Origin of the sequence: uncultured Cyclobacterium sp. (genome assembly GCF_963976465.1) — a bacterium.
Lineage (GTDB): Bacteria > Bacteroidota > Bacteroidia > Cytophagales > Cyclobacteriaceae > Cyclobacterium.
Genome location: NZ_CAXBOC010000012.1, coordinates 1 through 24,612, shown reverse-complemented (window position 1 = coordinate 24,612; position 24,612 = coordinate 1). Strand labels below are relative to the sequence as shown.

The window sequence follows — 24,612 nt, the reverse complement described above, 5'->3', positions numbered from 1 at the left end:
CCCAGTTGGCCGCTTTGGTATTCCCCCAAAACTCTACATTTGTTACTCCCGAAACCCTCTTTTAAGTTTCTTTGTTGTCGTAACGGATGGCAAAATTATACCCTTTTGTCAAAGATTCAAAATATTATAAAAAAAAATCTTGAGTTTTTTTTTATAATAAAAAGTATCTCACTAATCATCAGCATTTTAATTCCCTTCTAAATAGGGAGAAAGATAATACTCCTCATACTCGCGAACCATTTCATCCGTTTCTTTCTCCTGAATGGCCATGGCTAATTCAAGCACACCCGGATCGTCTATAAATCCAAACAGAGATTGGTAAGCCGCCAACCTTACATAGTTTAACTTGTGCGTGGAAGCAATCTCACCTAAACTGGAAACCGCTTCCTCGGTAGCTACTCCCTCCACACTCGCAAAAAAGTCTCCGTAGTACCCTAGGAAATAATACAAGGATTCTCCACTTAGGGACACTAACTTCTCATGCATCCACTTTGCCCCTGCTACTTTTTTCTCTTGGGTCAAATAATCTGCAAGGGGAGCGATGATACGAATATTCTCAGCTTCTTTTAACCGTCCAAACAATTCCTCTTTATTGGCTAGATTCCCTTCTATATCCAAATAGGCAGTCAAAGCAGCCCCTGATACCTGATAAGAAGGCGCATTGATAAGCCTATAAAACAACTGCTGATACTTGCTGCCCCCTATTCCGGCCAATGCTTCCAAGGCTGCTGCCCTTACTGCATTGTCAGGGTCTTCTTCTACCAATTTCAGAACCTTATTCTCCAAACTGCTTTTGTCAGCTTCAGAAGCATCCAATCGATTCATGCGGTGCAAAGCCAACTCACGAACTACATGGAATGAATCCTCCAAAGCCCGCTCAATGGTGGGCAAATAATTCAACTGTTCGCTATAATTACTCGTCAAACTATCCAAGGCCTCTACTCTTGCCAAACCTGAAGTAGACAAAAGGAACTGCTTTTCTAAATTCTCAAATCCCTTGGATTCGAAGCGCAAGCTCAATAACTCACTGTATTCATCGAATAGGGCAAGTTGAGTGCCTGCACCATTTTGTAATGGAAATTCCTGCACCGCCTGATCCAAAACAAAAGATTTCTCTATCCGCTGACCTTCCTTGTAAATACTCACCTTAAATGGAATCTTAAAAAGGGGAGATTGAGTTAAGTCTTGCTGTTGCTCCAGCTTAAGCACTATATTTTCAGGATCTGTATCATCCCAACTTATTTTAAGCTGCGGATGACCGGAAGAAAGAAACCATTGATTGAAAAACCAATTCAAATCCAAGCCTGAGGCTTTTTCTAAGGCCAGCCTTAAATCATGCACTTCTACACTGCTTAAGGCATTTTGCTTGAGATATGACCTCAGCCCATCAAAAAACACCTCATCTCCCAATAGCTTCCTGAGCATATGCAAAATCCTTCCTCCTTTGGCATAGGTGTGGTTATCAAACATGTCCTCACTGTCCTCATAATAAAAGCGGATCAAGTCCAATTGCTTCTCTTCTGACTCTGCCAGGTATTGTTCTATGGCATTGAAATGATGCATATCTGCCTGGTCTCTTCCCTCCTTGTATTCAAACCACAGGTATTCTGAATAATCGGCAAAAGCTTCATTCAAGGCTAAATTGGCCCAGGACTCAGTGGTCACATAATTTCCAAACCACTGATGGAAGAGCTCATGAGCAATGATATAATCCCATTCACTATCCAATGCCTCTCTTTCATTTAAATTTAATGCATCCATAAAAATGGAAAGAGTGGTATTTTCCATCGCTCCGGAGACAAAGTCTCTTACAACCACTTGGTCATACTTTTGCCATGGAAAGGGCATGTCAAGCAAATCCGAGAAATATGTTACCATCTCAGGTGTATTACCAAACACCCCTTTTGCCCCCGCTTCGTACTTTGGTTCCACAAAATACCGCAATTTCAATCCATTGACATTTTCTTCAATGGTGGAAAATTCACCCACCACAATGGCTGACAAATAAGGCGCATGGGGAATGCCCATCTGCCAATGATCTGTCCTGGTACCATCAGCATTCTCCTTACTTCCAAGCATTTCACCATTGCTAAGACTTAGGTATTGCGCAGGTACAGTTAAATAAAAATCGTGGGTTTGCCTTTCATTGGGACTATCAATGGTGGGAAACCATTTTGAACTAAATACAGTCTCTCCCTGGGTCCAAATTTGAACGGGCTTATCCTTGTCATCCTCATCAGGGTTAATATAATACAGCCCTTTGGTATCTGTAATTGCAGTGCTTCCTTCCTTGTCTCCTTTCTCCGGAAAGGCCGTATAGGTTATGGCTATTTGCAGGGTATCTCCTTTCCCCAATTTCTCCGGTAATTTCAAGGTTAATTTCTCTTGGTCATAGTCAAAGCTTAATGGCTGGTCTATTCCATTTTCTAATAGGCTAGTCCTATGTATGTCAAAATCTTTGGCATCCAAAACCAATTCCTTTTGAGGATAGGCATAAGGTTTTAATGTTAAAATTGCCTTTCCTTCTATCGCCCGATTCTTATAATCGAAGGCAAGCTCCAAGTTGGTATGCAGCAAGTCAAAAGCCCTGGGTCGACTAGCTCTGTATTCCTTCATTGCTAGTTCATGGGCTAGGATGTGCTCACGGTTATCTCCAGGCCTTGGTGCCACCAATGAATCATTGGCTGCTTCCTCTGTAACAATTGACACCGGGTTAACAGTGGATGCACTCTTGCAGGAAAAAGCCAAAAGAAGTACCATAAAATAGTAAATTGAAGTGCTATGGGTAGGCCGCATATTTAGCATAGGAATTATATATTCAATTTTTAAACAATATCAATTTTAACAGAAGCAAACAGTGTGAAACATGGAAGTAGCCATCTGGTTTTCAAAAATAAGTAAACCCGTAAAGCTAAACCAAACAATTCGTTTTATTATCTATTCTATTACCCATTTTATTTAAGGCAAACGTTTGTCCAGGTCAAGTAGTTTACAATTGTTTCCAGGCCAACCAAAAGCCTACCGCTACCTAGCCAAAAGAACGCTTCAAGACAAAACCGTCTATCCTTCCTTCAAGACTCAATAGTAAGAATTAAAAATACCATCCAATTAGCCAAGCAAATCTAGCAACTAGCTTTTGGAATATTTCCAAACAATACCTTACCTTGTCAATGTTTAAGCTTGACAAAACCATGATAATCCATATATTATCTTTAATAGGGTACTTTTATAAATTTTGAATTAACAATGATCAGGTCATAAAATCTGGTGGGCTACCAAAATTTAAGCATAAAATTCACAAGTATTCTACCATTTTTAGCTTTAAGATTTAGTATTCTAAAAACAAGGATTTATATTTGTCGGGCTTATTGAGATCAAGAAATTTTTAATAGTCCTAATCAAGGCCTTTCACTAGTAAAACTGAAAACAATTCGGAAGATGAAATACAAACGAATACTCCTTAAGCTTAGCGGAGAAGCCCTGATGGGAGACAATAGCTATGGCATTGATTCCAAAAGACTTCAAGAATATGCCACTCAGATTAAAAATGTTCATGATCTTGGCGTGGAAATTGCCATTGTCATAGGGGGAGGCAATATCTTTAGAGGTGTACAGGCAGGAAAAGTTGGAATAGATCGGGTTCAAGGAGATTACATGGGAATGTTAGCTACCTTAATTAATGCGATGGCACTTCAGAGTTCACTTGAGCAAAACGGCATGTATACACGACTTATGTCCGGTATTAAAGTGGAAAGTGTTTGCGAACCTTTTATAAGAAGGAGAGCCATTCGTCATTTAGAAAAAGGGAGAATTGTAATTTTTGGTGCCGGAATTGGCAATCCATATTTCACTACCGACTCCACAGCCAGCTTAAGAGCCATAGAAATTGAAGCTGAGGTGGTACTTAAAGGTACAAGAGTGGATGGGGTATATACAGCAGACCCAGAAAAAAACCCTACTGCCACAAGGTATTCTAACATTACATTTCAAGAGGTTTATGAGAAAAACCTTAATGTAATGGACATGACAGCTTTTACATTATGTCAAGAAAACAATCTCCCAATCATTGTTTTTGATATGAACAAAACGGATAACCTTTTGGACCTTATCAATGGCAAGGAAGTTGGTACGTTGATAACATCTAAATAAATTAACTCATGGAAGAGATTCAGCTATACTTAGAAGAGGCAAAGTCTTTGATGGACAAAGCAGTCCAGCATACTATTGCCGAATTAATAAAAATAAGAGCAGGCAAGGCCATGCCTAATTTCTTGGATGGAATAATGGTGGTCTATTATGGTAACCCAACTCCATTACAGCAAGTAGCCTCTATTACTACTCCCGATGCCAGGACCTTGGCCATCAAACCTTGGGAGCAAAAGTTAATTCCGGAAGTAGAAAAAGCAATCATCAACTCCGACCTAGGTTTAAATCCTCAGAACAATGGAGAAATGGTATTGTTGACCGTACCACCATTAACTGAAGAGCGTAGAAAGAACTTGGTGAAACAGGTGAAAAATGAGTGTGAGAACGGAAAAATAAGTATACGAAACGTTAGAAAAGACACCAACGATGGCCTGCGAAAGCTTCAAAAAGAAGGAGTAGCCGAAGACGATGTTAAAAGAGCCGAAGATACTGTTCAGAAAATGACTGATCAGCATTCTGCTAAAATAGATGAGCTATACGCTAAGAAAGAAGCTGAAATAATGACGATATAAGCCAATATATCCCATAGAACACCAAGCCCTGCATTTTTAATGTCAGAGCTTTTTTTATCCAGAAGGTTAAAAAACCTGGTTCAACCTCTCAATATAAAAAGAATCGTAATGCCTTTGAGGTAGCGATGTAATCAAATGAAAATTAGTATTTTTGGATTTTAGTACAATATGGTAAAAGTAAAATTCCTAAAAACAGCCATTGGAAGATTTTGAAGCGATTCCACCACCAAATTAGTTGATTGTTTACATTTTAAAGAAATCAGGAGAGGTGAATTCATAGGGTTCCTCACAAATACAATTAAATCGCCCTGAAAGGTGTTCTTCCTCTACAAAAAAAATAAAGAACAGACAGCCATAAGCTGACCATTCTTTTCTGTATTAAACCTTATCCTACAAATATAGGTAAATACAAATAGATAAAAAATTTCTTATATCTAGGAAAACACTTTAACTACATGGCTCAACACCAAATCCATCCTTCTATTCTTAAGGCCCTTGGACAAACTAAAACCTATTATTATCCCCAACACTTTAATTACAAAAATCAAATTTCAATATAAAAAATTAAATGGAACAAGCCCAAGCTAAAGAAATCCTTAATTGATTCTATTTTTTATTAAAATCTCATTTTTTTCCGACTTTTTATTTTAATAATAAAACACTAGTTTTTTTACAAAAACATAAAATTTTCAATTGTTTTTTTAACACTTTTATTGATTATCTAAACAAATTCAAGCGACAATATATTAAGGCACTTTTATGTTACAATTACCTTATTGTTTATTATAAAAATTACAAGCAACTTTAAGTGTTATTTCAACAATAACACCTAAATAATTATTAACCTAATTCAATAAAGAATGCAAAACTATTTACCCAGAACAAAATTGTTTTTGTTGGGTCTGGCCTTGCTTTTGTCAAGCAGTCTAACATTACATGCCCAGTCCAGGGAAGTAACCGGGACAGTCATATCCGGGGAGGATGATTTGCCTTTACCGGGTGTATCGGTATTGGTTAAGGGCACCACCCGAGGTGCAGTTACTGATATTGATGGTAACTATTCCATCAACCTACAGGAATCCGATCAAACCATCGTTTTCTCATTCGTAGGTTTTGTAAGTCAAGAAGTTACGGTAGACAACCAAAGCACTATCGACATCACCTTAAACCCTGACATGCAATCCCTTGGAGAGGTTGTAGTCGTAGGATATGGTGAACAAAAGAAGGAAACCATTACAGGTTCCGTTGCTACAGTAAAAGGTGGCGATTTGGTAAAATCTCCGGCGATGAATTTATCCAATTCCATCGCAGGTAGGATGTCAGGTGTGATCGCTGTTAACAGAAGCGGTGAGCCCGGTTATGACGGTGCAGGCATTAGGATTCGTGGTTCCAACACCCTTGGAAACAATGATGCCCTGATCGTAATTGACGGTATCCCTGCCAGAGCAGGAGGAATTGACCGTTTAAACCCTAACGACATTGAAAATATATCCGTCCTAAAGGATGCATCTGCTGCCATTTATGGAGCAAGAGCTGCCAACGGTGTGATTATTGGTTACCACAAAAAGAGGGAAAGAAGGAAAGCCTGAACTTACCTATCAATTTAACCAAGGCTTTGCCCAACCCACAACCATCCCTAAGCTGGCTGATGCAGCACAGTACGGAGAAATGTTGAATGACTTAAATGTCTATGAGCTCCCTACCAATGAGTGGAGAGCTGCCACCGATGCTTATCGATCTACTGGTACCTACATCACTCAGGCAGGTCAGGAGAGAACAGCTCCATTTAGCCCTGAAGCTTTGGCTTTGCACCGCGCAGGAACAGATCCTTGGAATTACCCAAATACCGATTGGTATGGGGAAACCTTAAAAACCTGGTCTCCACAGTCTAGGCACAACTTACAACTGAATGGAGGTTCTGAAAGTTTGAGGTACATGGCATCAATAGGGTACCAAAACCAAGATGCCTATTATAAAAACTCTGCTACCGGATTCAAACAATACGATATGCGAATCAACCTTGATGCCAAGATCAATGAGTACATTGATCTACAGCTGGGTGTTTTGGCCCGTCAGGAATATCGTTTTTTCCCGACCAGAGGTGCCGGAGCAATTTTTAGGATGCAGATGAGAGGAAAACCACATGAGCCGGCTTATTGGCCTGACGGTAGACCCGGTCCGGATATTGAAAATGGAGAAAATCCGGTAGTGATCACCACGAATGCAACCGGGTACGACAGAGATACTAGAAATTATTTCCAAACCAATGGTGCTTTAAATATCAAAATCCCAGGAGTGGAAGGCTTGAAATTCCAAGGTACTGCTGCTATTGATAACTTGAGCAGGTTACAAAAAAGATGGGAAACCCCATGGATTCTATACCAGAGAGGCAATGGTTTTGAGGCAGATGGCGTAACTCCTATCTTAGTCCCAAGTCAAAGAGGTCCTGCTGAACCTAGGTTAAGACAAACAAATATCAACCAGCTAAATATCTTATTGGGAGGTGTATTTACCTATGAAAGGCAATTTGGTGATCATGGTTTCAATGCCTTGGCCGGTGTAAATAAGGAAACGGTAGAAGGCAATGACTTTTTTGCTTACAGAAGGTATTTCATTTCTCCTGCCATTGATCAAATGTTTGCCGGTGGAGATGCAGAAAAAAACAATGGCGGGGGAGCTTTCACTAGAGGTAGGCTAAACTACTTCGGAAGGGTTGCCTATAATTATCAGGAAAAATATTTGTTCGAATTCCTATGGAGATATGATGGATCCTATATTTTCCCTGAAGCTTCCAGGTTTGGTTTCTTCCCGGGCGTAATGGCCGGTTGGGTGATTTCGGAAGAGAACTTCTGGAAAAACAATATAACTGCCATGGACTTCTTCAAAATTAGAGGGTCTTGGGGACAAATGGGGAATGATCAGATTTATTATGATGGATCTTTACAAGAATATCAATTCCTAGCCACCTATGGTTTCAGTAGCCAAATCTTGCAAAACACTGAAGCCAAGACCTTGTATGAAACCAGGGTACCGAACAATGCCATTACTTGGGAAGTTGCAAACAATTCCAACATTGGTATAGAAGGACAATTGCTTCAAGGGAAAATCTTTTTTGAATTTGATTACTTCTATAATAAACGTACCAATATCCTATGGAGGAAAAATGCTTCCGTACCACAATCAAGTGGCTTGGCATCCTTGCTTCCTGCGGAGAATATCGGAGAAGTAGAAAACAAGGGTTTTGATATCAATATTGGCTACAGGGGACAATCAGGAGACATCTCTTATAGTGTAAGTGCCAATGGCGGTTATGCCAAAAACAAGATTCTATTTTGGGATGAACCACCGGGAGCCCCTTCTTGGCAACTGTCTACAGGCAGCCCCATGAATACTCCTAATCCTGTATATTTATATGATGGTGTCTTCCCAAATCAGGCAGCAATTGATGCGGAAACACTGGATTATTCTGACATCACCAATAACTTACGTCCCGGTGACATGAAGTTTAAAGATTATGACGGCGATGGAGCCATTACACCACTCGATAGAGTGAGACTGGACAGAAACAGTATCCCAAGATTTCAAGGGGGTGTCAATCTTAATGCTTCTTTTAGAAACTGGGATTTAGCCATCTTATTCCAAGGTGCTGCAGGAGCTATCGCTCAAGTTAGTCTTGGAGAGTCCGGTAACATCGGTAATTACCTATTAGAATTTTACGAAAACAGGTGGACTGTAGACAACGAAAGCTCAGTTTATCCTAGAATTGCCAACAGAAGTGACCAATACTATTCCAATGGAAATGACTTCTGGTACAGAAGTTCAGATTACATTCGATTGAAAAACTTTGAGGTCGGTTATACCGTGCCACAGCAGTTTGGCGAAAGGTTTGGCATTAGCAACTTGAGGTTTTATGCCAATGGTTTGAATCTCCTTACTTGGGATAAATTAAAAGTATATGATAATGCTACAGGTCAATATTATCCACAAGCCAGAGTAATCAATGCTGGTCTATCCGTAACATTCTAAATCCTAAAACATTGAATATGATGAAAAATATAAAATATCTAGGGTTGGCATTGACGATCTCTTTTCTCAATTTTTCTTGCGACGAAGAGTTTTTGAATGCACCCCCCCAAGGAGAAGTATCTGAATCTGCCGTTTGGACAGATCCGGGACTTGCAGAAGCTTTTGTGACTGACTTATACAAAGGTTTGGGACAAGGCGGTTTTAGTGAGCAGGCTTTGGCATCTTTAACGGATGAAGCCATTTTCACTCACCCCGGTAGAAATATTACTACCGTAACAGAAGCCAGATCCAATCCTCAAGAACCGGGATGGATGGATTACACAAGAAACTGGCCTGATCTATACAGTAATTTAAGGGCAACCAATATCGCCATTGATAACTTGACAGATCCTTCTTTCGCAAATGAAGGAGGAATAGCAGACAGATTGCTTGGTGAGGCTACATTCATGAGAGCCTACTTTCACCACCAATTGTTAAGGAATTTTGGAGGGATACCTATTGCAAATAAAACCTTTACTTTAGATGAAGAAACCTATGAACTTCCAAGGAATACCTATGAAGAAGTAGTAGATTTTATCATCGCAGACTTAGACAAAGCAGCTACCTTGTTGGCAGGCAAAGACCTTACCGGTGGAAGAGCAACTGAGCTTGCCGCTTTGGCTTTGAAGTCACGTGTATTGATTTACGCAGCATCTGATTTGCACGATATGCCAACGGCATCTGCAAAATCTTCTGTAATATCAGGTTACCAAAATAAGGAACTGATCGGCTATACCAGCGGCAGCCAAGCTGACCGCTACCAACAAGCCGCTGCTGCTGCCAAGGCTGTTCTTGATAAAGCCAGTGGAAACATGCTGGATCTATCTGAGCCTCTTTCACAGGAAGAAGCGATTCAGACCTATATAAATAACTCGCTTTCAAGAAATGGTGGAGAGAGCGAAATGATTTTCGGAAGGTATTTCTTGTCTCAAAAGCCAGAAACAGGTGGACGTCATGGACTTCACAATGGACCCAATGGTTACAACAACTGGGCAGGAAACACGCCTGTACAGCTTCTAATTGATGATTATCAAATGATGGATGGTTCTGATTTTGATTGGGAGGAAGAAGATCACGCAAGTGCCCCTTACGAAGGCCGTGAACCAAGATTCTATGCAACTTTCCTATATGAAGGAGCACCGTGGAAACCAAGGTCTTCTGCCAATCAAGCTAGAGACCCACTTGGTCAAATTCAAACAGGTACTTATGAGGTAATCAATGGTGAAGGTCAAAAAGTAACCCATTTTGGATTGGATACAAGAAACAGCCCCATTGAGGACTGGAATGGTAGCTATACCGGCTATTATATTCGGAAATTCATTGAACCGGATCCTAATTTTGTGGATCAAAACACCTGGCAAGAAATTCCTTGGCCACACTTAAGGTTTACTGAAGCCGTCTTTAATTATGCTGAAGCAAATATTGCCTTGGGTAATGATGAAGAAGCAAGAACCTGGTTAAATAAAATCAGATATAGAGCCGGATTGCCAGCGCTTACTGCTTCCGGAGAAGAGCTAATGGAAGCCTTGATCAATGAAAAACGCAAGGAGATGGTCCATGAAGAACAACGCTTTTACGATGCCAGACGCTGGATGATTGCCCCAGAAACCTTGGGTAGACAACCCAATGGGATCAATATCGTGGGGACCCTTAAAGCAGGAAAAGACGTGACTATATACAGTTATAATACTGAAAACTACGACTATTCCTATGAGGTAATCGACATAGATCCCGGTAAAGAAAACCGACTCTGGTTAGATAAAATGTATTTCATGCCAATTAATTTTGATGAGATGCAACGAAACCGAGAGCTTATTCAGAACCCGGGATATGAAGATTAATTAATATCTATACAAACATTAAAAAAGAGCGATCAAATGGTCGCTCTTTTTTAATGTTTCCATAAAGAAAAAAACAGACCAATAAATCTACATCGGGAAGAGTAGTTTGGCTTCGTTCTGAAAAAAATGATCTCCCGGAATGATTTTAGTCGATTCTACCTTTACCAAGCGATAGCCTGAGAATTGCCGGATAAATACCTAACTAGAGTCCAAATAGCAAAATCAGTTAGTAGTACTTCTCCACCTCCGTAATGCCATACAATTCTTTTTCTTCCGGAGTAAGCTGACGGATAGGACTATCGGGGTTTTGGAGCCATTCATAAATAGCAGAAGGTGTTTTCCACATAATAGCCGTAGTGTCTTTACTTCCTGTAAGAATGGAACTTCCATCAGGAGAGAAAGCCACGGAATTAACAGTACCCTTATGCTCCTCAAAAGAGTGTATTTCATTCCCGTTCCTATCCCATAGAATAGCGGTTTTATCCCTACTGCCTGTAAGTATGAAGTTACCATTTGGTGAGAAAGCAACGGAGTGAACACTGTTCGTATGTCCTATAAAGGATTTCTGTATGTTACCTTTTAGATCCCATAGAATCGCTGTGCTATCCTTACTCCCCGTAAGGATTGAGTTTACTTCCGGAGAGAAAGCTACTGAATAAATTGGGGAATTATGTCCAACGAAAGATTGTAGCTTGTTACCATATAGATCCCATAAAATCGCGGTTCCGTCACCACTGCCTGTCAAAATAGAACTACTATTGGGGGAATAGGCTATTGAATAAACATCGTCTTTATGTCCGTAAAAAGATTGTAATGGATTGCCTTTTAGATCCCATAGAATCGCAGAATCATTACCACCACTGGTCAATAGATAGTTTCCGGAGGGAGAGTAGGTTACAGAATAAAACCCATCGGCGTGTTTATGTTCCCAAAATGATTGTAATTCGTTCCCATTTTGATCCCATAGAATCGCAGTATTATCCCAACTTCCTGTAAGAAAGGAGCTTCCATCTGGGGAATAGGCTACCGAACTTACAACGTACTTATGTCCATCGAAGGATTTTAATTTATTACCGTTTAGATCCCATAAAATCGCAGAATTATCAGCGCTACCAGTTAGAATTGAGTTAGCATCGGGAGAAAAGGAAACTGATAATACCCCAAAATCATGTTCATCGAAGGATTGTAGTATATTACCTTTTAGATCCCATAAAATCGCCGTACCGTCATAACTACCTGTGAGGATGGAGTTTCCCTTCGGGGAGAAGGCAACTGAAGAAACATTGTTCTTATGCCCTTCAAAGGATTGTAACTTATTGCCTTTTAGATCCCATAATATGGCAGAATTATCACCACTACCGGTAAGAACAGAGTTCCCATCCGGAGAGAAGGCAACTGAAAGAACCTCTCTTAAATGTCCTTTAAAGGATTGTAACTTATTGCCTTTTAGATCCCAAAGTATAGCAGAATTATCAGCACTACCGGTAAGGACCGAGTTCCCATCCGGAGAAAAAGACACAGATAATATCCCAAACTCGTGTCCATCAAAGGTTTGTAACTTATTCCCCTTTAAATCCCACAAGATTGCCGTGCAGTCATAACTACCTGTAAGGATGAAGTTCCCTTCAGGAGAGAAGGCAACGGAATAAACAGGAAAAGTATGCCCCTCAAAGTATTGTATAATGTTTCCTTTTAAATCCCACAAAATCACAGTGCCGTCATCACTTCCTGTAAGGACGGCGTTTCCTTTTGGGGAGTAGGCTACGGAAGATAAAGCGTAGGTAAGTCCCTCAAAGGATTGCAACTTATTACCTTCTGTATCCCATAAAATTGCGATATCGTCGGTTGTACCCATAAAGACTGAATTCCTTTTGGGAGAGAAAGCTACAGAAGTAACGCCGTTTTTATTCCCCTCAAAGGATTGCAACTTATTGCCTTTTAGATCCCATAAGATTGCCGTATTATCACCACTACCTGTAAGGATTGAGTTTCCTTCAGGGGAATAAGCTACGGAAGAAATATAATCCTTATGTCCCTCAAATGATTGAAATTTGTTATCTCTTATGTCCAATAGAACAGCAGAACCTTCGCCTTCAAGTTTCATTATGGAATTTCCATCAGGGGAATAGGCTATAAATGAAGTCCAGTTTGTAGACTTATCACCATACCAATCAAAAGATTGTAACACATTACCTTCTAAATCCCATAGAATTGGACCGTCACGACCATGAGTTAGGATAGAGTTCCCTTTTGGAGAGAAGGCTACGGAAGAAACAGCGTATTTTAGTCCTTCAAAGGTTTGTAATGGATTGCCATTTAGATCCCGTAGAATTAACTGGCCGTCGTAACTACCCGTCAGGATGGAGTTCCCATCTGGGGAGAAGGCTACGGAAGTAACTCTCTCCGCATGTTCATCGAAGGATTTTAGCTTGTTTCCGTTCAGATCCCATAAATTTGCGATTCCGTCATCACTGCCTGTCAAGATTCTGTTTCCAAGGGGAGAGAAGGAAATGGAGGAAACACCGCCCTTATGCCCAATAAAAGATTGTAATATATTGCCTTTTAGATCCCATAAAATAGCAGTACCATCATCACTGCCTGTGAGGATAGAGTTTCCATTTGGAGAGAAGGCCAAGGAAGAAATATTTTCTTTATGTCCCTCAAGAATTTGAATTTTGTTCGTTTTTAGATCCCAAATAGACAAAATATTGTATGACCAAGTTTTGCTACTACCTTCCAAGGGAAGGCTGCCCAAGGAAAGGACTGAGTTACCATCAGGCGAAATGGCTGCAAGGGAAATTTCGGCGAAATCTCCCTCGAAGGATTCTAACTTATTCCCTTTCAGATCCCATACAATTGCCTGGCCGTCCCAACCAACTGTCATAATTGAGTTTCCAGTTGGGGATAAAGCCATAGTAACAATATATGCTGAATGTTTGACCCTAAATAATTCTAATGGGTTTTTATTGTAAAAAGCACCTTCTAAAAGAGATAGAATGGGGCTTGAAGGGCGAAGATCGGCTTCAAGTGCAACCCTGTAGGCAACTTCTCCTACTCTAAGGGCTTCAGTATTAAATCCTTTTGCCAATAAATCTTTGGCTTTGGAATTTATGACCAAGGCTTGAGAAGTCAAGGCTTGTTTTTCAGCTTTATTGTATTGATTATATGCATAGAAAACAGCACCAATAGCCAATAAGAAAGCTAATATGGCAATTCCCAGTAAAACTCTGGTTTTGTTGAGCCGCCTTTGAATCGCTCTTTTTTCCGCACGTTCTTTCTCAGCCAGAATTTCCGCTTCCTTTTCTCTTCGGACGAGGGCTGTTTTTTGAATCGGGTCAACCAACGTATCATGGCTCAATTCGTAGCTGATACCACCAACAGTATTGGGTTCGGAACGTAGCAAACGCTTATTAACCAGGATTTTTAACAGGGATTCGGAAATTTGGTGTTCCGTGATAATTACGGATTTGGGAAGCGGTACCCGATTTCCTCCTATGATTAATTTATCTTCGATCAGGATTTTGGCTTCGAGTTGATTTTCCTGAGGGAGACTGCTGATAATGCCATTGTAATGCTGCTCGAAAATAGATTCCGGCCTGCCTAGGTCAGCCGCGGTTACTTCCAGGTCGGCATTGGTAATGGCCTTTTGTTTTTGAATGATTAGTTCTTCCACATGCTGACAGATCAGCTGTAGCTGGAAGGTTTCTATGCGTTGATTTTCTTTGCCAAGTAAACTGTTTAAAATCAATGCAATGGCATCATCAGAATAAGTGAATACCGGGGAAACAAAATCACCCTCTTTCCCCGCAGGTTCGAGCAATGCTTCCAATGCCTGGTCTCTGTTTAAGGGTTGGAGCTCGTAAGTTTTTTTAAAGATGGCCGGAATGGAGCCTTTCAATTGATTGAGCAAACTGATGCGATCGCTTCGCAAGGACAAAACTACTTTTAGATTGAGCGGCGCTAGTAAAAGCGCTGTTTCGGTTTTGGTAAAGTAGTCTTTGGAAGCCTCCATTTTCTGCTGAAACAGTTTCCGTACCTTTTCCGGTAGATTTGGATTGAACAAGCTTGCTAATTCTCTTCCGAAGTCCTCCACCTCCGCCTGGGAATAATTAAACAGTTCTTCGAACTGATCAAAAAGCAAAACAAGGGCAGGAGCGTCCTTTTGTGCCAGTTGGAGGGATTTAGCATGGTACCAAAGTAAAGCGGAATCGTCCCCCTTTAGTTCTGCCGGAATATTAAACTTTGATTCCAGAAAATCATTATTCCCTTCTTTGGCCTTTAGGTGGAAGCTGAGCAATTCGACGGGATTTCGCTCGGGATCATTCAGGCGGATGTTTAAAGTTTGGAATTTTTCTACTTCTTTTAGTCTGGGAATCACTCCTGCATTGAGTAAGGATGATTTGCCATAACCTGACTTACTGAAAAGCAGGACAAGCTTTTCGAGTACGATAAGCTCGGATAATTTTTCAATATCAGTATTGCGACCAAAAAACAATTCACGGTCATTCTCCTGGAAAGGCCTGGTGCCGGGGTATCTGTATTGCTTTTCCACTTGATTTATCATTTCATTATGAATTGATTACTTCACCTGAATCTTTTCTTTAAGCAGTTTGACTAACTCCGCAAACCCTGAATTTAAATGTTCTTCAAGAGAAAGCGCATTCATGTCTTTTAGAATGTTCATCAGAACTCCCCAATTGTCTACCACACGGGTATAAAGCTGGTATTCCTCACCGATCACGGCAATGGCATCTCCTCCATTTTCCTTAATTTTTTCATCCAGTTTATTTTTCTCTTCAATCCAATATTCCTGGTACGATAAAAGTGATTCAGTCTTATAAATGGCTGCATCCCCCAAAACGATAGGGATGACTCGTTTTTCAAAGTCCTCGTTTTTATAGATCTCCAATAACTCGAACATGCAATAGGGTGATTTCAAGTACTTGTCACTGATAACCACGACAATGCCTTTCCCTTTACCTATTTGGTCCATAAAAGCGCTGATTCTTGCCTGATAGGCCAGGTCACGTTTGTCTCTAATAAGTTTTAAATTGTTTTTTTGAAGGACTTCATCTAGTTTAATAACCACATCCTCACTTTCGCCTCCCCATGCATAGGACACAAATATTTTCGGCTTGCTGGCCACAATCCCTGCTTGGGTGGCTTGTTTATGGATTTCAGAAATGATTTCGGGAGCCGTGTTGTCTCCAAAAAATTCAACCTTAAACTCATCCGAGTAAAAATTTTTGCTGCCCCCCTGCCCAATATCGTGAGAGTACAGTCGCTTGTTTTCGTTGATTTCGATAAGCTTAAGTAAAAGTTTGAAGTACCATTTGTCAAAATTGAATCCAATAAAAAGTACGGAGGTCGGCTGCCTTAATGCACTTTTTATATTTATATTCAAATCATAATCCCCCATAATGCTATGGAGATAATCAAATAAATCATCAAAATTAAGGACTATAGAATTAATATCGGTATAGTCTCCAAAAATATTGTATATCAACGTTTGGTGTTGCCTTTGTGGATCTTTTTGAGCTTCTTTTTTCCGGTAATGGTCATAATCAAACTTAAGGTTTTTTTCTTCAAAAGCTTTGTTTAGTGTTTTGTCAGGTGCAGTATTGATGATTATAGAAAAGGGAATATCTGCAATTTTCCGATAGGTGTCATTGGGTTCCAATTGATTGTAAAATTCCAGGATATCATCTTCAATCATCACTTTGGTATTGGAATTGGCAAACTTAAACATCTCCTCTTCGGGATAGTACTTGACCTGTTCTTCCGTGTTTTCATTGAGGAATTTCGCCAGTTTACTGTTAATATTCTCCCCGCTTTCAGACAAAAGATCAGGACCTAAAATAACCAGGCATTTACCTTCTGATATTCGTTTGACTATACGTGATATGGTACTTTTTTCCACTAAATAGCTTTATTAGAAGATGGCTTACACAACATTAGAAATATTATTTTACTTATATAAGGTAAATAAAATTACAGTTTCTAATATAATAACAAAATAATATTTATAAAATTTAATTTTACTTTATTGATTTGTATTATTAATTGACTTAAAACGAATATTTTGTAAATGATCAATGAATTAGATAAGAAGAGCAATAATTTGGCTAAGCAAAAAAATAGTCTTTTAAAGCCTTCAATGTCAAAGAAACCCAAACATAGGCTGAAAAAGAACAAGGTCTGAATAATTCAGTTTAAGATAAAAAAGTAAATCAATCATAATCCCTGTGATTGTAATTTTAAACCTATAATAACTTTTAGAACCAATGAGTTAATAAGCCACAATCCCTTTTCCTTATATTTGCCACTGTTCTGACCCCACCAATTCAAGATAAGCACAGGGAATACAAGGAGAAACTGTTAAAACTCACTATATTTACACTTTCATATTTTCCTCTCTATGTCCAATAATTTACTCAATAAAATCCAGTTCGTTCTCTCCCTATTGGTCTTGTTTGGTTGCCAGAAAGAGTCGGTCAAAAGGGACGAATTAAAGCAATTTACCCTTCTTACACCCGAAGAAACAGGGATTATGTTTGAAAATACCCTAACAGAGGGATTGAACACAAACATACTGATGTATGAATATTTTTACAATGGTGGCGGAGTAGCCATTGGTGACCTCAATGGTGATGGCCTAGATGATCTGTATTTTACCGGAAACATGGTTGAAAACCGGCTGTATCTCAACAAAGGTGATTTTAAATTTGAAGACATCACCCAGCAAGCGGGTGTAGCAACCAGAGCGGCGCCTTGGAAAACGGGTACTGCCATGGCTGATGTCAATGGGGACGGACTGTTGGATATTTATGTTTGCTTCTCGGGAAGTCTTCCCCCGGATAAAAGGAAAAATCAACTCTTCATCAACCAAGGTAACAACGAGAAAAATATCCCTCAATTTAAAGAAATGGCTGCGGAATATGGGATTGACAGTGAGACAACCAGCACCCAGGCAAGTTTTTTTGATTTTGACAATGATGGTGACCTGGACCTCTTTCTACTCAACCATAATCCAAAATCCATTCCGGTACTGGATGAATCCAGTACACTAGCCCTATTAAATGAAACAGACCCCGCAGGTCCACAGCTTTATAGAAATGATGGTGAAACTTTTACCGAAATCACCCAAGAGGCCGGAATTTTGAAAGTTGCCTTATCCTATGGTTTGGGTGCAGGCATTGCAGACATTAACAATGACGGCTGGCAAGACATCTACATAAGCAATGACTACACTGCGCCTGATTACCTTTACTTGAACAATGGGGATGGGACTTTTACAAATCGCATCAACGAAATGTTGGATCACACCTCCCATTTCTCCATGGGAAATGATATTGCAGACGTCAACAATGATGGCCTGATGGACATTTTTACCTTAGACATGCTGCCGGAAGACAATAAAAGGCAAAAATTACTAATGGCTCCCGATAATTATGAAAAGTTTGAGTTTGGGCTAAAAATGGGATTCCACCATCAATACATGCGGAACATGCTTCACCTCAACCATGGCAATGGAAGCTTTAGTGAAACAGGTCAAATGTCCGGGGTTTCCAATACAGATTGGAGCTGGGCAGCTTTATTAGCCGATTTTGACAATGATGGGTTAAAAGATCTGTTTATTACCAACGGGTATGCCAGGGACTATACCAATCAGGATTTTCTAAAATACATGGCTGATTATCTTAAAAACAATAAGAACGGCCTCAGAAGAGATAATATTTTGGATTTGGTTCACCAAATGCCCTCTTCAGACCTGAACAATTACATCTACAAAAACACCAATGGTTGGATTTTTGAAGAAAAAATAAAAGACTGGGGTTTGGAGCAAAAGGTCAACTCAAACGGTGCGGCCTATGCAGATTTAGACAATGATGGGGATTTAGATTTGGTTACCAATAATGTAAACCATGTCGCTTCTATATACAGAAACAATACTGACAGTCTTTCACCAAACAATAATTTCTTAAAAATTCAGCTGCAAGGAAGTGGCCTAAACCATTTTGGTATAGGTGCCAAAATAAAATGCTATGCAGGTGGGGAATTACAGCAAATCGAGCAAATGCCTATCAGAGGTTATCAGTCCAGTGTGTCTCCTGTATTACATTTGGGGTTGGGCAAGCATAGCACCATTGATTCATTGGAAGTGTTATGGTCGGGTGGTAAAGTAGAGCGCCGATACAAGATCAAAAGCAATCAAACCATTGTGTTTTCTCAAGCTGAAGCAGTGGACGCCGTCCGTAACCAAGAGGAAACAAAACCTTTATTAAGCGAAATCCCATCCCCTATTGCCTATAAGCCTTTTAAAAAATCGATCAATGACTTCAAAAGGCAGCCACTTTTGGTCAATCCACTGTCCTTTTCCGGGCCTGTTCTAACTAAAGCGGATGTCAATGGAGATGGACTGGAAGATATTTTTATAGGTGGAGAAGCAGGGCAAGCTGCGGCATTATGGCTTCAAAACAAAGCTGGTGCTTTTTCTAAAAAGAATACTCCTGCCTTTGAAGTGGATAAAGACTACCAGGACACCAATGCATCCTGGGCTGACTTTAATGGAGACGGCTCATTGGATCTCTATGTTGCGAGCGGCGGCTATGGTGAATTCATGCCCAAAGATAAAAGATTACAAGACAGGGTTTACTTCAATGATGGCAAGGGAAATTTAACCCGATCCATCCATTCCTTACCTGAAATGCTTATCAGTACGGGGGCCATAGCCGTACATGATGTCAATAAGGATGGTTTTCCCGATATTTTTATTGGAGCTCGCGTAATACCCGGAAGATATCCCGAAACACCCGGTAGCCTGCTCCTTATCAATGATGGCAAGGGTGGATTTCTGGATAAAACCGCAGAATGGTTCCCTGAGCTTTCTAATTTAGGTCTAATTACCGATGCCCAATGGGCAGACCTTGACTTGGATGGTATAGCCGAATTGATCGTCATTGGAGAATGGCTACCCATTAGTGTTTATAAAATTGAGGGGCAAAAATTACAAAATGTGAGTCAAGCGTTTTTCGCTGAAGAATTAAGTGGCTGGTGGAATTCTCTTCATATTTCCGATTTAAATGCTGATGGAAGACCGGACTTGGTTGTTGGCAATCTAGGGTTAAATAGCCAGGTTAAAGTAAGCCCTGAACAACCTGCAGAGATGCACTACAAAGACTTTGACAACAATGGGGCAGTGGATCCAATTTTAAGTTTTTACATTCAAGGCAAAAGTTACCCTTACCTTACTCGCGACGAACTATTGCATCAAATGGCAGGTATGCGTACAAGATTTACTGACTATGAAACTTTTGCCGAAGCAGGTCTGGAGAATATTTTTTCTAAAGAGGATATCGCAAGTGCCGCTCATCTCAAGGCCAACCACTTGGAGACAAGCCTATTTATCAATGGAAAAGAAGGTATGAAATACGTCCCTTTACCTCTTGAAACTCAAATTTCGCCTGTTTTCGCCATTAAAAGTTTAGATATTAATCAAGATGATTACCAAGATTTAATATTGACGGGGAACATTCACCAAGCCAGACTTCGTTTTGGTAAATATGATGCCAATCACGGTCTTGTATTATTGGGTGACGGGCAGGGAAATTTTAATTATTTGCCTCAAATAAAATCCGGTCTAAATGTAAAAGGAGATGTAAGAAGTATTTTGCAAATTGAGGACCAACTTTTATTTGGCATCAATCAAGGTACTTTGAAAACATACAAGTTGCCAAAAAGTGAATAATTAATAAAATGACAATTTTAAAAGAAAATAGCCTGATTAGGCATAAATTCCCGATATTAATCCCTTGTATTTTGGCCTTACTTACTATGGCCTGCAAATCCCCAGTGGAAAAGCGTCCGATTCCGGCTGCCAGCATTGGTCTAGCAACTGAAAAAATGACAGAGCTGATGGTTCACGACATTACCAACCCACCTTTAGCTGCCAGATTTTATGCCTATGCATGCCTTTCGGCTTATGAAACCATTGCCATTTCCAATGAGGAGTATCCGTCTTTTACCGGCTTCTTAAACAAGTTCCCCTCTATTACAGAACCAAGCTTAGAGAGTCCGTCACCTGAAATAAGTGCTCTTTTTGCCATGCTACATACTGCCGCTGCCATGCAGCCATCCGGTGCAGAATTAGATGCATACAGATTAAGCTTGGCCGATTCATGTAAATCTTGGGGATATACTGAACAGGAAATTTCGGAAGCGAGCCGGTATGCAAAGGAGATAAGCGAACAGATCTTAAATTACGCCCAAAATGACCAATACAGGGAGATTAGCAACTATCCAAGGTATCAGCCCTCTGAAGGTGCCGGAAAATGGTACCCTACTCCACCCGGTTATTTTGCACCGGTAGAACCTTATTTTAATACCGTTCGCCCTTTTACTTTGAAGGCTGCTGATCAATTCAAACCACTTCCTCCGATAGCTTTTTCTACCGACCCCGAATCGGAGTTTTATGCTTTAATGGAAGAAGTTTACAGCCTTGAAATGAATAAAGAACAACGTGAAATTGCGGCATTTTGGGACTGCAATCCATTTGCTTTAGAAGAGACCGGCCATCTGATGGTAGGAATCAAGCAAATTTCTCCGGGCGGCCATTGGATGGGAATCACCGCAATTGCTTGTGAGCAATCCAATTTAAGTTTCGAAGAAACCATAAAAATTAATAGCTTGGTAAGTATTGGGCTTATGGATGGATTTATTAGTTGCTGGGATGAAAAATACAGAAGTGACCGAATTCGGCCTGAAACGGCCATTCGCAAAATCATCGATCCCACCTACCAGCCCATGTTACAAACGCCACCTTTTCCGGAATACCTTAGTGGGCACTCCACCATTTCCACCACTGCAGCTGTAATGCTTACCCATTTTTTTGGAGATGATTATAAATATACAGATACCGTAGAAGAACAATATGGGCTGGGTAGTAGGGCGTATAGTTCGTTTATGCACGCTTCCGAAGAAGCTAGCATCTCAAGATTATATGGAGGTATTCATTATATGGACGCCATTACCAGAGGGCAAGACCAAGGCAAAAAAGTGGGAAACTGGATACTCGAATCTTATCAAAAACACCTTAATCAAACCAAACTTCACTAATAACTACTATTCATCACCTTTATCTTTTCAAATCATGTTATCAAATCAATTAAAGCTTCTTTTCACGCCCTATTTTCTAGGTTTGGGACTGCTTCTCTTCTTAGGCTCTTGTGGTAAAAATGATCAATACAAGCAACTTTTAACAGACAATTATTACCTGATAGAAGCCAATGAGAGCTTAACAGAAACACTTGTACATGACATTTTTTCTCCTCCTGTAGCAAGTAGGATTTATGCTTACCCTTCCATTGCAGCCTACGAAATAGTCGCCCTGACCGCTCCGGATAAATATGTCTCATTGATGGGACAATTGAATAAATCCCAAGCGCTTTCGGTAGATCCCTCTTCCTATGCACAGGCTAATTTTCAATTGGCCAGCCTTGCTGCGTATTATAAAGTAGCTCTTCAACTGATATTTACCGAGCAATTTCTAACTGAAAACAGAGATAATTTATTTGAAGCTATAAAAAGTGCCGGTATGCCGGACGAAGAATTTGATGCCTCAATCGCCTTAGGAGAAGCTGTGGCTGAGGAGATCCTTGCCTATGCTTCAGAGGACAATTACCATCAGAGCAGATCTTTTGGCAAATACACCCCAACGGAAGACTTCGGTTCTTGGACGCCCACTCCACCTGCTTATATAGAGGCCATTGAACCTCATTGGAATAAGATCAGACCATTCTTTTTAGATTCTGCCAGTCAATTTGCTCCTGAGCCTCCCCCTGCATTTGATACCATTCCTGAAAGCACTTTCTACCAAGATGCAAAGGCTGTGATGGATGCAGGAAATAACATTGAGGATGAACAAGAAGAAATTGCCTTTTTCTGGGATTGTAACCCTTATAAAATGAATGTAAAAGGCCATGTCATGTTTGCTGAAAAAAAAATAACCCCCGGAGGTCACTGGATGGGTATTGCAGGCATTGCTGCAAAAACCAAAAAACTTGATTGGAAAGCCACTGCAGAAACAATGGCCACTACCGCTATTTATTTATTTGATGGTTTCATTTCCTGTTGGGATGAGAAATACCGAAGTGTATTGATTAGGCCCGAAACATACATCAATATATACATGGACAAAAACTGGTTGCCCTTGTTACAAACACCTCCTTTTCCCGAGTATACCAGTGGTCACAGTGTAGTCTCTACAGCTGCAGCAGAAGCATTGACAAAGCTATTGGGGGAACCTTTTCATTTTGTAGATTCAACTGAAGTACAATTTGGTTTAGGGGTTAGGGAATTTGATTCTTTCCGTATGGCATCTACTGAGGCTGCCATTAGTCGCTTTTTTGGAGGCATTCATTACCTCCCTGCCATTGATAACGGCGTAGAACAAGGAAAAGGAATCGCAAACCTTATCAATCAGAAAATAAAAACAAGGATAGATTAAATCCTGAAAAAAGATACAATGGTAAATTTCTGTTGCAGGCCCAACCTGTAACAGAAATTTACCTTTTCTTCACATAAGAGGCACTAGCTATCAGTAAACTTTTACTTGAAGGTAAATCAAAATACCAGCGCAACTTTGTAACCGTTAAAGGTGTAAGTTTGAGCGAGGAATAGAGCGTTTAAATGGCTGAAAAATATGGCAAAAGCCTTAAACCTAAACTTCTAAATAAAGAATTTTTTGTCCCGAATATAATCCATCACATGGGGATGCAATAAGTACCTTACCGAGCCTCCTTTATGAATCATTTTGCGAATAAAAGTCGCCGAAATATCAAGAAGCGGGGCATCTACAAAGTAAATATTTTCGTGGGTTACCTTTTTATTTTTCCCCGGACGAGGATACACAAATAACTTGTATTGTTTTAATAATTCCTCACTATTTTTCCATTTATGAAAATGATTGAGGTTATCACTTCCTAGGATCAAGGAAAACTCGTGGGTCGGATATTGCTCAGTAAGGTAGGTAAGGGTATCTATGGTGTAACTGGGCCTTGGCATATGAAACTCAACATCCTTTACTTTAAACCTAAAATGGTCTGCTGTGGCCAATTCCACCATTTTGAGTCTATCAAACTCATGCAACAAGGACTTACTTGACTTCATTGGGTTTTGTGGAGAAACAATAAACCAGACCTCGTCCAACTCCGTCTGATCTTGCATGGTATCGGCAATAATCAAGTGCCCCACATGAATAGGGTTGAATGATCCAAAATAAAGCCCTACTTTCAAATCAATTATTTTTTAATAAAATCAGCAACCAATTTCTCTGCTTCCTTGAAGGAGCGATCCAAGTCTTCATTGACAAGGACGACGTCAAACTTTTTCTCAAACCCCAACTCAAACTTAGCCTTGTAGATTCTTCTGGACAGGCTCTCTTCAGATTCTGTTCCTCTGTCTCGGAGCCTTTGGGCTAAATCTTCCATTGAGGGTACTTTAACAAAAATGGAAAGGGCCTTGTCACCAAAATATTCTTTTAGGTTTATCCCCCCTTTTACATCTACGTCAAATATTACATGTCTACCTTGGTCCCAAATTCTTTTGATCTCTTCCTTGAGGGTGCCGTAAAAGTTGCCGGCATAAACTTCTTCCCATTCAATAAAAGCATCTTGATTTATTTTTTCGCGAAACTCCTCTGGAGTCAAAAAATAATAATCTTTCCCATTTTCTTCTTCTCTGCCCCTCTTGTCTCTGGTACAAGCAGATATTGAAAAGCCCAATAAAGGCTCATGTGCTAATAGGTGTTTGACAATAGTGGTTTTACCAGATCCGGAAGGAGCTGAAAAAATAATTACTTTTCCTTGAGACATAATCCTTACTTTAAATCTTGGATTTTTTGCCTAATGGTAGCAGCTAATTCGGAGGGCACCATGTGTTTGGTGCATTTATTTTGCAAAATCTCTTTGATCACTTTTTCCAAATGATAA

The 24,612-nt window shown here is 40.0% G+C and carries 11 protein-coding genes and 1 pseudogene; 7 read left to right on the top strand and 5 right to left on the bottom strand.

From position 1 onward, the window contains the following. Positions 1 to 186: 186 nt before the first annotated feature. Entirely contained in the window at positions 187 to 2,760 is a 2,574-nt protein-coding gene (locus AAC037_RS01560) for a M1 family metallopeptidase (RefSeq protein WP_339901122.1), read from the bottom strand. Positions 2,761 to 3,438: 678 nt separating this feature from the next. Between AAC037_RS01560 and pyrH the strand changes: the two genes are divergently transcribed. The 4 genes and pseudogenes from pyrH (at position 3,439) to AAC037_RS01540 (ending at position 10,624) form a co-directional block, all read left to right on the top strand. Further along, positions 3,439 to 4,149, top strand: a complete 711-nt coding sequence (gene pyrH / locus AAC037_RS01555; RefSeq protein ID WP_014020605.1) for a UMP kinase — start codon at positions 3,439 to 3,441, stop codon at positions 4,147 to 4,149. Between the two features lie 8 nt (positions 4,150 to 4,157). Then, a complete protein-coding gene (frr, locus tag AAC037_RS01550) occupies positions 4,158 to 4,718 on the top strand; it encodes a ribosome recycling factor (RefSeq protein WP_339901119.1) in 561 nt (186 codons plus the stop codon). A gap of 860 nt (positions 4,719 to 5,578) precedes the next feature. Further along, positions 5,579 to 8,744, top strand: a pseudogene (locus tag AAC037_RS01545) (TonB-dependent receptor). A 20-nt stretch (positions 8,745 to 8,764) separates the two neighbouring features. Further along, complete coding sequence (locus AAC037_RS01540) at positions 8,765 to 10,624, top strand: RagB/SusD family nutrient uptake outer membrane protein (protein ID WP_339901123.1); 1,860 nt, start codon at positions 8,765 to 8,767, stop codon at positions 10,622 to 10,624. Between the two features lie 226 nt (positions 10,625 to 10,850). Here the strand turns inward: AAC037_RS01540 and AAC037_RS01535 are convergent, their stop codons facing one another. Next, positions 10,851 to 15,188, bottom strand: a complete 4,338-nt coding sequence (locus AAC037_RS01535) for a hypothetical protein (protein WP_339901118.1) — start codon at positions 15,186 to 15,188, stop codon at positions 10,851 to 10,853. Positions 15,189 to 15,203: 15 nt separating this feature from the next. Next, positions 15,204 to 16,544 carry a toll/interleukin-1 receptor domain-containing protein gene (locus tag AAC037_RS01530; protein WP_339901116.1) on the bottom strand — a complete coding sequence of 447 codons (1,341 nt, stop codon included), beginning with the start codon at positions 16,542 to 16,544 and terminating at the stop codon, positions 15,204 to 15,206. A gap of 498 nt (positions 16,545 to 17,042) precedes the next feature. Here AAC037_RS01530 and AAC037_RS01525 point away from each other — a divergent pair, with 498 nt between their 5' ends. From AAC037_RS01525 to AAC037_RS01515, 3 genes are all read left to right on the top strand, one after another. Continuing rightward, entirely contained in the window at positions 17,043 to 20,372 is a 3,330-nt protein-coding gene (locus AAC037_RS01525) for a VCBS repeat-containing protein (protein ID WP_339901115.1), read from the top strand. Between the two features lie 71 nt (positions 20,373 to 20,443). After that, positions 20,444 to 21,739: a vanadium-dependent haloperoxidase gene (locus AAC037_RS01520; RefSeq protein WP_339901113.1), complete on the top strand. Its 1,296-nt coding sequence runs from the start codon at positions 20,444 to 20,446 to the stop codon at positions 21,737 to 21,739. 34 nt (positions 21,740 to 21,773) lie between these two features. After that, on the top strand, positions 21,774 to 23,129 hold the full coding sequence (locus tag AAC037_RS01515; protein ID WP_339901112.1) for a vanadium-dependent haloperoxidase: 1,356 nt from the start codon (positions 21,774 to 21,776) through the stop codon (positions 23,127 to 23,129). Positions 23,130 to 23,350: 221 nt separating this feature from the next. Here AAC037_RS01515 and nadD read toward each other — a convergent pair whose 3' ends face one another. Further along, a complete protein-coding gene (gene nadD / locus AAC037_RS01510; RefSeq protein WP_339901110.1) occupies positions 23,351 to 23,917 on the bottom strand; it encodes a nicotinate (nicotinamide) nucleotide adenylyltransferase in 567 nt (188 codons plus the stop codon). Between the two features lie 5 nt (positions 23,918 to 23,922). Further along, positions 23,923 to 24,495, bottom strand: a complete 573-nt coding sequence (gene gmk / locus AAC037_RS01505; protein ID WP_339901109.1) for a guanylate kinase — start codon at positions 24,493 to 24,495, stop codon at positions 23,923 to 23,925. Positions 24,496 to 24,612 lie beyond the last annotated feature (117 nt).